Source organism: Microbacterium sp. Leaf320, assembly GCF_001423485.1.
Taxonomy (GTDB): Bacteria; Actinomycetota; Actinomycetes; order Actinomycetales; family Microbacteriaceae; genus Microbacterium.
In genome coordinates, this window is sequence record NZ_LMOD01000001.1 from 546925 (window position 1) to 559269 (window position 12345).

Here is a 12345-nt window from a genome sequence, read left to right on the forward strand (position 1 = left end):
AAGAGTGGGGAGTGTCAGCTGTCGGAGCGTCGGACCTCGACGAGCATCGCCTGCTGCGGATTGAGGGTCGGCAGCGGAACACCCGCGACGACCAGCACTGAGCCGGGGATCTCGACGCCGTCGGCGACGGCATCCGCGACCCACTCCGGGTCGTTGCCCTGGTGCCGGCTCGCGGCTCCGAGATCCTCGCGGATCCTGACGGTGTACGTCGCAGTCGCATCGAGTCCGGGGAAGCGCACGCGCCCGGATTGTCCTGCGGCGGAGGTGGCGAAGCGGCTCCAGGTGAAGAGTGCCACGGAGGAATCGTGGGCGACCACGCCGGCGAACGACGTCGACGGATCGGCGAGGTCGGCGTTCACGACTCTGCCGCTGTGCAGCAGTCCGCGGAACTCGCGGTAGAGGCCGGCCCACCGTGTGATCACCGCCAGCTCGGTTTCGTCGACGGCCGTCAGATCCTGCTCGATCCCCGCGTGCGCCGTCAGCGCGGCGATCAGGCGGAACGAGAGATCCGTCGTTCGCGAGGTCGTGTGCGAACGCGCGGCGCCGAGGTGAGATCCGATCAGCTCGGGGGGAACGATGCTGCGCGTCCACCGCTCGATCTGGATGCGCTCGACCGGGTCGTTGCAGTCGGACGCCCAGACACGGTCGGTGCGCTCGAGGATCCCGAGATCGACACGGCCGCCCCCGCCCGAGCAGGTCTCGATCTCGAGTCCCGGGTGACGCCTGCGCAGTTCGTCGAGCAGCCGGTACAGCGCCAGCGTCTGACGGTGCACGCTCGGACGATCGCCGTCGTCCCCTCGGCTCACCGCCTCGAGGAGATCTCTGTTGTGGTCCCACTTGAGGTAGTCGATCGAGTGCTCGCGGACGAGCGCGTCGATGCGTCCGAGCAGATACTCGTACGCGTCGGGTCGCGCGATGTCGAGTACGTGCTGCGAGCGGGATTCGGGGCCGAGACCTTCGGCCGGCCCCAGGACCCATTCGGGATTCGCGCGCGCGAGGTCGGAATCGAGATTGATCATCTCGGGTTCGAACCACAGCCCGAACTGCATGCCATGGCTGCGCACCACGTCGACGAGCGGGCCGAGTCCGTGCGGCCAGACCGCGTCATCGACGTACCAGTCGCCGAGTCCGGCGTCCGCTTCGCGGCGCCCGCGGAACCATCCGTCGTCGAGCACGATGCGCTCGACGCCCACCTGGGCGGCGCGCTCGACCAGCGCGGTCAGGCGGGGGAGATCGTGATCGAAGTACACGGCCTCCCAGGTGTTCAGCACGAGCGGTCGCGGGGAGCGGGGGTGCGATGCCCGCGCGCGCAGGCGCCGGTGCAGCCGATCGCTGATCGCGTCGAGACCGCGATCCGACCAGATGAAGAGCGCGGTCGGTGAGTCGTAGTGGTCACCGTCCTCGAGGATGATCTCACCCGGGTGCAGGTCCTCTCCGGCGCCGATGATCGAGCTGAACGCCCCGGCGCCCTCGGTGAGTCGCTCGGCGAGGTAGCGCTGCTCGCCGCTCCAGGCGAGGTGGACCGCCCAGACCTCTCCGTGTCCGAAGCCGAACCCGGCTGTGCCGGCGGCCAGGAGGAAGGGGGAGTCGTGCCCCGGCTTGCCGCGATGCGCCGCGCGCAGATGCGTGCCGAAGCCGAACGGAGACCGCTGCGGCGAGCGCTCGCGGCACCATTTCCCGGTGAAGTCGAGGATCTCCGTCGCGCGCTCCGGCAGCGGGATCAGTGCGAGTGCGGAGTCCACCGTGTAGGCGGTCGATCCGAGCCGGGGGCTGAGGCGCGCGTCTCGGGCGACGGACGTGTCGACGGCCAGGACTCCGTGCTCGTCGAGTCGGTAGCGGAGAGTCGTGCGGAGGCCGGCGACAGCGTCCTCGAACCGCAGCGCGATGCTGCCGCCGCCGCGCACGTGATCGATCTCGACGTCGTGCGCCCTGAGGCGCGGCCGTGGGGTGGTCGCGCGCCCCTGTGCATGACCGGCGAGCCCGGGCGTACCAGACCAGCCCTCGTACTCGGTGGGCAGCGCGGAGAAGGTGCGGGGCACATCGGGGGAGTTGTTCAGCTGTGCCGGACCCGCGGTCAGTAGGAGCGCGGATGCCGTGGTCGGCGTGGGTGCGCCGAGATCGGCGCCCCAGTGCAGGATGCGGGGGATCGGCTGTGCGATCTCGAGGACGAAGGCGACGCCAGCGGCGCGGAGTGCGACAACGGTGTCGACACGGGAAGTCATGGGATGAAGACCCTCCGGATAGTTACTTGACAACGTCAATAAACCACGTTTGCGAGGGGTGTGCAAGCGCGGATCCGAAATCGGCTCCACGAAATCCGTCGTTTACTTTTGGTCGGGGTCGTGGTTTTATTACGACGTAAAGTAACCCTGCCCTGGGAGGGCGATCATGAAGCTCAGTGCTGAGCAAGCACTCTCCGAGGAGGTCTCGAAGCCGAGGCCTCCCGGCGCCACCGCGCGTCGTTCCACCGTCCGAACCCGATTCACACGCAGTCTGCGCCGCTACTGGCAGCTCTACCTGCTTCTGCTGATCCCGGTGATCTGGTTCATCGTGTTCCGGTACGTGCCGATGGCGAACGCCATCATCGCGTTCAAGAACTACAATCCGATCGACGGAGTGTGGGGAAGCCCCTGGGTAGGGTTCGACAACTTCGCGAATCTGTTCCGCAACCCCGTCTTCCCCCGGCTCGTCGGCAACACCTTCATTCTCGCGGCGTACACCCTGATCGCGAGCTTCCCGCTGCCGATCATCCTCGCGCTCGCGCTGAACGAGGTGCGGCTGCGCTTCTTCACTCGCACCGTCCAGCTGGTGACCTACGCGCCGTACTTCATCTCCACCGTCGTGGTCGTCTCCATGACGATCCTGCTGCTGTCGCCGCGCGTCGGCCTGCTCGGACGGACGCTCAGCTTCTTCGGCGCAGGCCAGGTCGATCTGCTCGCCGACGCGGACTTCTTCCGCCACATCTACGTCGCGACGGACATCTGGACGACCACCGGATACTCCGCCGTGATCTATCTCGCGGCCCTCGCCTCGGTCGACACCTCGCTCTACGAGGCCGCGAAGATAGACGGCGCCTCGCGACTGCAGAAGATCTGGAACGTCGACATCCCGGCATTGCTGCCGACGGCATCGATCATCCTGATCCTCGGCGTCGGCAACATCATGGCGATCGGGTTCGAGAAGGCCTTCCTCCTGCAGAACGCGCTCAACCTCTCGACGTCCGAGATCATCCCGACGTACGTGTACAAGACGGGCATCCTCAATGCGAACTTCAGCCTCGGAGCGACGATCGGACTCTTCAACGCCGCGATCAGTCTCGTGCTGCTGCTCGTGGTGAACGCGGTGTCCAAGCGAGTGACGGGAAACGGACTGTGGTGACCACGATCGATACCGAGGCGCTTCTCACTCAGGAGAGCGACGTCGCGAGGGGCAGGTCGCGTCGACCCAAGCGGGACCCGCTCGCACGCGGCGTCAAGGTGAAGGAGACGAAGGCCGACCGGGTCTTCATCGTCGCGGCCTACATCCTGCTCTCCGTGTTCCTGCTCGTGGTTCTGCTGCCGCTGCTCAACATCGTCGCGAGCTCGTTCTCGAGCCCGCAGGCCGTGTCCTCGGGCCGGGTGCTGTTCTGGCCGGTGGAATTCACGTTCCGCGGCTATGCAGAGGCGCTGGCCAACCCGGCCATCCTCCGCGGATTCGGCAACTCGCTCTTCTACACGGTCGTCGGCACGCTGATCAGCGTGCTCGGCACTGTCGCGATCGCCTACCCCCTCTCACGTGCTCAGCTCTTCGGACGCAAGGTCATCACCGGCGGAGTCGTCTTCACGATGCTGTTCAGCGGCGGCGTCATCCCGATGTATCTCGTGGTGCAGTCACTCGGGCTGCTCGACACTCGGTGGTCGATGCTGCTGCCCAACGCGATCGGCGTCTGGCAGGTGATCATCGCGATCGTCTACTTCCGGTCGTCCGTGCCCGATGAGGTGTACGAGGCTGCCCAGCTCGACGGCGCGTCTGAGCTGCGCATCCTCTGGACGATCGTCGTGCCTCTCGCGAAGCCGCTGCTCGCGGTGATCGCCCTGATGTACGCGATCATGCAGTGGAACTCGTACTTCGACGCACTGCTCTACCTGCGCAACGCCGACCTGCAGCCGCTCCAGCTCGTGCTGAGAGGTCTGCTCATCCTGAACGACTCGGGCGGTGGCGGCGACGTCGCAGAGCAGCTGCGGCGCCGCGAACTCGCCGATCTGCTGCGGTACTCGACCGTCGTCATCGCCACCGTGCCGATGCTCGTCGCCTATCCCTTCGTCGCGAAGTACTTCAACAAGGGGATCATGGTCGGCGCCGTCAAGGGCTGACCCGCCGGCGAGACGCCACACGCCCACACCCATCCACATCACCACCCCCTCAACCGGTCAAAGGAGATTCCGGAATGAAGAAACGCATCACACGAGGCGCGATCGCAGCGGTCACGGTCGTCGCGACGGGGCTGGCGCTCGCCGCCTGCACGCCGCCCAGCGACGACAACGGTCAGCTCGTCGCCTTCGGGCCGCAGGGCGACAACGGATCGCTCGCCGAGAACGAGTTCACCCAGCTGCTCGAGAAGAAGTTCGACATCGACTTCGACTGGCAGACGACCACCTACGACGGCAGCGTCGCGGGAGAGAAGCGACAGGTGTCGCTCGCGAGCGGCGACTATCCCGACGCCTACTTCCTCGTGCCGTGGGTCGACGCCTTCTCGCGGAGCGAGATCCTGAAGTACGGGCAGCAGGGAGTGCTCCTGCCGCTCGAGGACCTCATCGACGAATACGCGCCGAACCTGAAGGAGCGGTTCGAGGAGAAGCCGGATTGGGAGCAGTCGGTCACCGCGCCCGACGGGCACATCTACGCGATCACACAGTGGACGGAGTGCTATCACTGCAGCTATCCGTCGAAGCTCTGGATGAACACCACCTGGCTCGACAAGCTCGGGCTCGAGCAGCCGACGACCACGGAAGAGCTGCGCGAGGTTCTGCGCGCCTTCAAGAACGACGACCCCAACGGCAACGGTCGTCCCGACGAGGTGGCGCTCAGCGCCTCGGCCTCGGAGCCTGTCATCAACTACTTCATGAACGCGTTCACCTACGCGCCGTACGGCTCGCCGTCGAGTCCGCCGCCGATGGTGCTCGACGGTGACAAGGTCACGCTCTCGGCGACGACCGACGGATGGCGTGCCGGCCTCCAGTACATCTCGTCGCTCGCCGACGAGGGGCTCATCGACACCGCGTCATTCACTCAGAATGGAGAGGCTCTGCGGGCTCTCGGCGACAACGCAGACGGCGAGATCCTCGGGGCCGCAGCCGTTCTGCACCCGTACGAGATCGTGACAGCCGATTCGCCAGACGGCCGAGACACGCACTACGACGCCGTGCCCCCGGTCAAGGGGCCCGACGGCACGCAGTTCGCCACCTACCGTTCGCCGGTCAGCCCGCTCGGCATGTTCGCCCTGACGAACAAGTCGACCGAGGAGGAGCGTATCCAGGCCATCAAGGTGATCGACTACCTCGTGACAGAGGAAGGCGACCGTCTCGGCGCCATGGGTCCCGAGGGCGAGGCGTGGGTGCCCGCCGTCGAGGGCGACGTCGCGCTCGACCCCGAGCTCGACCCGACGTTCAAGCCGCTCACGTACGACGAGACCTCGAACGCCTCGTGGCGCTCGATGGGTCAGTACTGGGACTCGCTCGAGTACCGCAACTCGCAGGTCGTGCCGGAGGACGTGTACTCGCCCGACGGATATGAGCGTCGCCTGCTCAATGCGTCACAGGAGTACGAGCCCTACGCTCCCGACGAGAGCATGCTCTTCCCCGTCGAGAAGCTGTGGCCGGACCCTGACACCTCGGCGGAGCTCGCCGAGTTGCAGACGAACATCGCGACCTACATCACGCAGGCGCAGGCGGAGTTCGTGACCGGTCAGCGCGACATCGATGACGACGCCGCGTGGGATGCCTACGCCGCCGACCTCGAGGGTCTCGGGCTCTCTCGCTACCTCGAGCTGCAGCAGGACCTCTACGACGCGCTCTGAGCGCCGTGTCACGGATGCGCGGGGCGGATGCCGCCCCGCGCATCTCTGCGTCTCGGATGACGAGTGACCGGCGCAGCACCTGGGGCGAGCATGCAGAGAGGCGGATGCTTCGCGGCATCCGCCTCGTCGGCGTCTCTGTCGTGGGGCCTCAGCGCACGAGCGCCTGGATGGCGGTGGCGGCGGCGCCGCGTGCCCAGTCCTCGAAGGTGTGCGGGCGGGTGACGATGCGGCAGCGCACGGCAGCCCCGAACGCGTGGTTCTCGAACGCGTCACGCAGCGTCTTCTCGAAGAGATCGAAGTCGGACACGCCCTCTCCGCCGATGATCACGAGCTCCGGCCCGGTCAGATTCACGAGAGTCGCGATCGCCGTGCCGATGAGGCGCGCGGCTTCACGGAACGCCGACTCCGCATCTGCGTCACCCGCGTGTGCGAGTGCGACGGCTTCGTCGATCGCGACGGGCCGACCGAGCGCTGCCGAGACGGCCGCTTCGATCGCTCCGGTCGAGGCGGCCGCCTCGACGCATCCGCGCCGGCCGCAGGGGCAGACGAGAGCCGGGTCGGCGAGGGGCAGATGGCCGATCTCGCCCGAGACGCCGAAGGCGCCGCTCACGACCTCGCCGTTGAGGTGCAGGCCGCTACCGATGCCCCGACCGATCGTCACGATCGCAAAGGAGGCTGTGCCCAGGCCGACGCCGAACCAGTGCTCGCCGATCGTGAGAGCGTGCACGTCATTCTCGATGGTCACCGGCCAGGGGAATCGTGACTGGAGCAGATCCCCGAGGGGGACATCCGTCCAGCCCATGATGTTCGACTCACGCACGACTCCGGTGGAACTGTCGACGTCGCCGGACACAGAGACGCCGATGCCGGCGATCGCCGATGCTCCGAGGCCCAGATTCTGCTCGAGCTCGGCGACGACATGGCTGATGGCATCGATCACGGAGTGCGGATCGTCGGCGGCCAGCGCCTGCCTCGTGCTCGTGAGCACGGTGGTCGCGAGATCCGTCGCGACGGCGATGATCTCGTCGACGTTCACTTTGACGCCGATCATGACCATCGACTCCAGCACGATCGACACCGGGCTCACCGGCCGGCCGGGAGTCCCGTCGCGCTGCGAGGCCGGAGGGGCGTCGACCAGGCCGGCGGCCACGAGAGGTGCGACCGCCTTGGTGACCGCGGCCTGCGACAGCCCGGTCTGACGGGCGATGTCGATGCGGCTGATGGGGCTGCGCGTCAGGATCGTCTCGAAGACCCTGGATCCCGCATCGGACGCCGAGCGGATGAGGGTGGTGCGCGCGGCGGTGTCGTGGTCCATCAGGTCCTTCGGGTCGTGTCGGCTATCGTAGCGAATCCGCTGCTGTGCGGGTCGGGATGCCTGTCATGAGATGCTCGGCCGCGAACTCCAGCGCATTCTCCTCGTCGAGGTCGCCGCCGGCTTCGTGCCCGTTGTGAGGCCACAGCACGACGCGCTTCTCGCCGCCGTATGCGGTGAACGCGGGCAGCACGGTCTCCGGCGGGGCGATGCCGTCGCGCAGCCCGGTGCTCAGCAGCGCCGGAGCCGTGGCCCGTCTGGCGTGGTTGATGCCGTCGAAGTAGCGCAGCGTGTCGAGCGCGATGGCGGCGTCGCTGCGGCGGTCCGCGAAGTACTGCGTCAGGAGCGAGTACGGATGCTCCGAGCTGAGCGTCGCCGCGCGGTCGAGCTCGCAGAGGAACGGTGCCTGGATGATCGCGACGGCGATGTCCGGGACCAGCCCGGCGATCGCCAGGGCGATACCGCCGCCCTGGCTCGCTCCGACCGCGCCGACACGAGTCGGGTCGACCAGCTCTATCGAACGGATCGCGTCGACCGCGCGCACCGCGTCGGCGTAGACGCGACGGTAGTAGTACTCCTGCGGCGAACGGAGGCCGCGGGTGAGGAACCCTCCCGCCGAGGGACCGCCGTCGGCGTGATCGTCATCCGTGTCACCGTGGCCCTGACCTCGGGCGTCGACGACGAGGTGCGCGTACCCGGCCGATGCCCACCGAAGATCTCGGAGAGCGTGACCTCGGCCGTTGCCGTATCCGAAGAACTGCACGAGACCGGGCAGCGGCCCGGAGGCGCCGCGAGGCACACGGAGCCAGGCGCGGATCGGCGTGCCGCCGAAGCCGCGGAACGAGACGTCGAACACGTCGATCTGGGTGAGTCGCGTGGCGTGTGGAGTGACCGTGAGATCGAGCGGCAGGCTTCTGACCCCGGCTATCGTCTCCGCCCAGAAGGCGTCGAAGTCGTCGGGTTCGGTCTGCGTGGTCGCCGCATCGACGACGTGGAGGTCACCGTGCACGTCGGTCATCCTGCGCGATGGGCGTCGCATCCGAGGCGAGAGGGAGTGCGATGTCGGTCGTCGAGCCCGCCGCGACATCGACGATGGCCTCGCTGTCGGCGAGCCTGACGAGCACCGTCCTGTCCTCCGAACCGTGGTTGTGGAGCGCGGCGGACGTCATCTGCCCATCGCTCCACGAGAGGTCGAGGACGAGCCCAGGGCGGACCGCGATGCCTTGCACGTCGCCCAGGCGCCAGGACTGGGGAAGGGCAGGGAGAAGGTGCACCCGTCCGCCGTGGCTCTGCACGAGCATCTCGGCGATCGCGGCAGGGAAGCCCAGGTTGCCGTCGATCTGGAACGGCGGATGCGTGCTGAACAGGTTGGGCAGGAGTCCTCCCCATTCCGAGCCATCGACCGGTCCGTGGCGGGTGGCATCGCCGTCGAACGGCGTCAGCGCCTCCTCGAGGAGCGACGCGGCGACGTCTCCCTGACGTGCGCGGGCTCGCAGCGCGATCTTCCACGCCCAGGACCAACCCATGGCGCCGGGGCCCCTCGCGTCGATCAGGCGGACCGAGGCGTCGAAGAGCTCGGGCGTGCCCTCGGGGGTCACGGTGTCGAGGGGATACAGGCCGACGACGGGGGAGAGATGCCGGTGCAGGGGTTCGTGCTCTTCGACTTCGGCCGACCATTCCAGCAGTCTGCCGTCGGAGCCGACCTGCAGCGGGGTGAGCGCGGCCAGGGCCCCGCGCACCTCGGCCTCCAGAGCGTCGTCGATCTCGAGGTCGTCGATCGCCACGAGGGCACGCTCGAACAGCCCGCCGATGAGCGCGAGATCCGACGTCGCCGTCAGCCCCAGGGCGGTGGGAAGGCCGTCGGCGGCGACATACGAGTTCTCCGGGGCAGTCGACGGCGAGGTGTGGAGCACGCCGTCGGCGTCGGCGACCAACCAGTCGAGGCAGAATTCGACGGCGCCGCGCATGACGGGCCAGATCCGCTCGCGCAGGAGGTCGCGATCGCCGCTGAACTCGTAGGCATCCCAGAGGTTGTGCGTGAGCCAGACTCCGCCCATCATCCAGATCGCCCAGCTCGCGGCGCCGTGGCCATCGCCGACGGGGAGGCTCCACCCCCACACGTCGCTGTTGTGATGCGCGACCCATCCGCGAGCGCCGTAGAGCTCGCGTGCGACGTCCGTGCCCGTGCCGGCGAGATGCTCGACGAGAGCGAGGAGCGGTTCGAGCGCATCGGGGCTGAGCAGCACCGGCGCCGACCAGTAGTTCATCTCGGTGTTGATGTTGATCGTGTAGTTCGACGACCATGCCGGCTGCAGCTGGTCGTTCCAGATGCCCTGCAGGTTCGCCGCAGGGCTGCCGGCGCGCGAACTCGATGCCAGCAGGTACATGCCGTACTCGGCGGCGACGGTCGCACGAAGCAGCGGATCGGATCCGTGAAGGACATCCCTGTCGACGCTCCAGGCGCCCTCGCGTCGACTGCCGATCGCGAATCGCGCGCGAGTGACGCGTCGCCGATCGGCGACGTGCTCGGCGAGGAGGGCCTGGACGTCGCGCTGAGCCGCGGCATCCGCCCTCTCTCGCGCGCGATCCCGGATCGTCTCTCGCGAGGCGGTCCGCCAGTCCCCGTCGGCGTCGGCCCACCACGACCCGGCGCGCGACGATGTGGACAGGGCGATCAGCAGGCGACGGGCTCTGTGGACGACGACGCGGCCGTCGGATCGACGCACCTCGCCGTCCGAGTTCAGCGCGACAGCGACGGCCGCGTACGCGTCGAAGTCCGAGTCTTCCTGCGCATAGCGCAGCGGCGGATCGACCGATTCTTCGTGCAGCGGAGCGCCGTCGACGGGGGCCTGCACGTCGAGCATCAGCGCGTCGGATGAGTCGACGACTCGCCCGCGCAGGGGCGTGGACAGCTCGACGACCGTGTCGAACTCGACATCCGAGGTGAGCTCGATGATCAGTGCCTGTGCCGGTGCAGACACCCAGGAGCGGCGCGTGAGGCGCCCGCCGGGGATGCGGAGGGTCTCGCTGAGCGTGGCCGCGTCGAGATCGAGGGTCCTGGCGGGTGTTTCAGGGTCGGCCTCGAGGCCGTCGATCCGCACGTGCAGATCCGCGAGCGGGAGGAACTCCTGCGAGTACGGACCCTCGAATGCCATCAAGAGATCCTCGGCGAGCCGTACGTCGCCCGAGGCGAGCGCTGCCCGCACCTCAGCGAGGCGCTCGGGCCCTGCTCCGCGGGCACGCACGTTCTGCAGCGCGCGCGCAGGCCCGTCGGGGCTGCCGGACCAGACAGTCGAGTCGTTGAGCTGGTAGCGGCCGCCCGGACCGCCGAAAGCCATGGCGCCGATGCGGCCGTTGCCGAGCGGGGTCGCCTCCTCCCACAGGGTGGCGGGGGCGTCCCAGGTGAGGCGCAGTGTGTCGGTCATCGCACTCCGGTGTGTTCGATCGATCTCGATGTCACCGTCAGCGTAGGCGGGATTAATTACCGCTGTCAAGTAATCCCCGACGCGCTGCGCCCCGCTGGAATCAGAACTTCAGCAGGACCTTGCCGACGCGGCCGGCGGTGTTGCTCGCACGCACGGCGTCTGCCGCGTCCGCCGCGTCGAAGACGCCGGCCACAGGGAGGGTGAGAGTGCCTTCCGTGACGCGCTGGATCAGCTCGCCGAACAGGGCGCCGCGCGTGGCCGCATCCATGGTCTGAATGACCTTGCTGCCCCAGAAGCCCTTGACCGTGGCCTGCTTGAAGATGACGTCGCCGGAGGCGATCTCCATGGTGGGGGAGTTCATCGCACCGAAGGCGACGAGCGTGCCGCCCTCGCCGAGGAGCGACAGAACGTCGCCCGCGGACGATCCGCCGACCGAGTCGACACCGAACGCGATGTGGGCCCCGCCGGTCAGCGTCGCGACCTGCTCGCGCCAGTCGTCCTGATCGGTCGAGACGACGTTCTCGATGCCCTGCTCGTGGAGCTCGTCGACGCCGGCCGCACGGCGCACGAGGCCGATCACGTTCACGCCACGTGCGGCGCCCAGCTGGGCGAGCATGCGGCCCACGGCGCCGTTCGCCGCGTTCTGGACGATCCAGTCGCCCTTCTCGGCGCGCAGGAACTGCAGCAGGCTGATCGTGCTGAACGGCATCGAGACCAGCTGCGCGGCGGCCTCGTCGCTGAGCGACTCGGGGACGGGGATGAGCCCAGCGGCATTCGCGACGACGTACTCTGCCCAGGCGCCGAACGTTCCGCCCGTGGCGACCCGCTGGCCGACGGACAGGTTCTCGACGCCCTCGCCCAGTGCATCCACGACGCCGAGGGCTTCAGTGCCGGATGCCGCGGGCAGCTCGGGCTTGAAACCGTAGGTGCCGCGGATCGTCCAGAGGTCGTGGTTGTGGATCGGCGAGAGCACGATCCGCAGCCGCACCTGGCCGGGGCCGGGCTCAGGAGTGGGGCGGTCGGTGACGGTCAGGACCTGCTCGGGATCGCCGAAGGTGTCGTGGGTGAGGGCGCGCATGATGTTCTCCTTGTGGGATCGGTCGTGGTGGATGGTGTCGAGCGGATCAGTCGTCGGTGACGGTGATCGCGACGTCGATGTTGCCCCGCGTGGCGTTCGAGTAGGGGCACACCTGGTGGGCGGCGTCGGCGAGAGCCTGAGCCTGGTCGTGCGGGAGGTCGGGGATGACGACCTCGAGCTGCACGGCGAGGCCGAATCCGCCCTGGCCGTTCGAGCCGATCTGCACGCGGGCGCCGACCGACGAGTCGGTGATCTTCACCTTCTGCGCGCGGGCGACCGTCTGCAGCGCGGAGTGGAAGCACGCGGCGTAGCCGGCGGCGAACAGCTGCTCGGGGTTCGCACCGTCTCCGCTGCCGCCCATCTCCTTCGGGATTGCGAGGTTGAGGTCGAGGCGGCCTTCGCCGGTCGCGACGCGGCCGTTTCGTCCTGCTCCGGTGGCGAGTGCTTCGGCGGTGTAGAGAGCGTCCATCGTGTG

The 12345-nt window shown here is 68.2% G+C and carries 9 protein-coding genes; 3 read left to right on the forward strand and 6 right to left on the reverse strand.

The features are described 5' to 3' along the window. Positions 1 to 14: 14 nt before the first annotated feature. Positions 15 to 2222 carry an alpha-galactosidase gene (locus ASF63_RS02555; RefSeq protein WP_056509174.1) on the reverse strand — a complete coding sequence of 736 codons (2208 nt, stop codon included), beginning with the start codon at positions 2220 to 2222 and terminating at the stop codon, positions 15 to 17. A gap of 166 nt (positions 2223 to 2388) precedes the next feature. Between ASF63_RS02555 and ASF63_RS02560 the strand changes: the two genes are divergently transcribed. The 3 genes from ASF63_RS02560 (at position 2389) to ASF63_RS02570 (ending at position 6055) form a co-directional block, all read left to right on the forward strand. After that, positions 2389 to 3378, forward strand: coding sequence for an ABC transporter permease (locus ASF63_RS02560; protein ID WP_082477787.1), 990 nt, complete (start codon positions 2389 to 2391; stop codon positions 3376 to 3378). Next, the gene (locus ASF63_RS02565; RefSeq protein ID WP_056510167.1) at positions 3375 to 4352 is read left to right on the forward strand and encodes a carbohydrate ABC transporter permease; all 978 of its coding nucleotides are present in this window, start codon (positions 3375 to 3377) and stop codon (positions 4350 to 4352) included. Before ASF63_RS02560 ends, ASF63_RS02565 begins: the two co-directional genes overlap by 4 nt. A 74-nt stretch (positions 4353 to 4426) precedes the next feature. Beyond that, the gene (locus ASF63_RS02570; RefSeq protein WP_056509177.1) at positions 4427 to 6055 is read left to right on the forward strand and encodes an extracellular solute-binding protein; all 1629 of its coding nucleotides are present in this window, start codon (positions 4427 to 4429) and stop codon (positions 6053 to 6055) included. A 148-nt stretch (positions 6056 to 6203) separates the two neighbouring features. Here the strand turns inward: ASF63_RS02570 and ASF63_RS02575 are convergent, their stop codons facing one another. The 5 genes from ASF63_RS02575 to ASF63_RS02595 all read right to left on the reverse strand — a co-directional run bounded on the left by ASF63_RS02575 (position 6204) and on the right by ASF63_RS02595 (position 12339). Further along, positions 6204 to 7370, reverse strand: a complete 1167-nt coding sequence (locus ASF63_RS02575; RefSeq protein ID WP_056509179.1) for an ROK family transcriptional regulator — start codon at positions 7368 to 7370, stop codon at positions 6204 to 6206. Positions 7371 to 7392: 22 nt separating this feature from the next. Further along, a complete protein-coding gene (locus ASF63_RS02580) occupies positions 7393 to 8376 on the reverse strand; it encodes an acetylxylan esterase (RefSeq protein ID WP_200933955.1) in 984 nt (327 codons plus the stop codon). Continuing rightward, positions 8366 to 10792 carry a glycosyl hydrolase family 95 catalytic domain-containing protein gene (locus ASF63_RS02585; protein ID WP_056509186.1) on the reverse strand — a complete coding sequence of 809 codons (2427 nt, stop codon included), beginning with the start codon at positions 10790 to 10792 and terminating at the stop codon, positions 8366 to 8368. The genes ASF63_RS02580 and ASF63_RS02585 overlap by 11 nt, the downstream gene beginning before the upstream one ends. A gap of 100 nt (positions 10793 to 10892) precedes the next feature. After that, the gene (locus tag ASF63_RS02590) at positions 10893 to 11870 is read right to left on the reverse strand and encodes a zinc-binding dehydrogenase (RefSeq protein WP_056509187.1); all 978 of its coding nucleotides are present in this window, start codon (positions 11868 to 11870) and stop codon (positions 10893 to 10895) included. 46 nt (positions 11871 to 11916) lie between these two features. Further along, positions 11917 to 12339 (reverse strand): organic hydroperoxide resistance protein, encoded by a 423-nt coding sequence (locus ASF63_RS02595; protein ID WP_056509190.1) that lies wholly within the window; start codon positions 12337 to 12339, stop codon positions 11917 to 11919. Between the last annotated feature and the right edge of the window lie 6 nt (positions 12340 to 12345).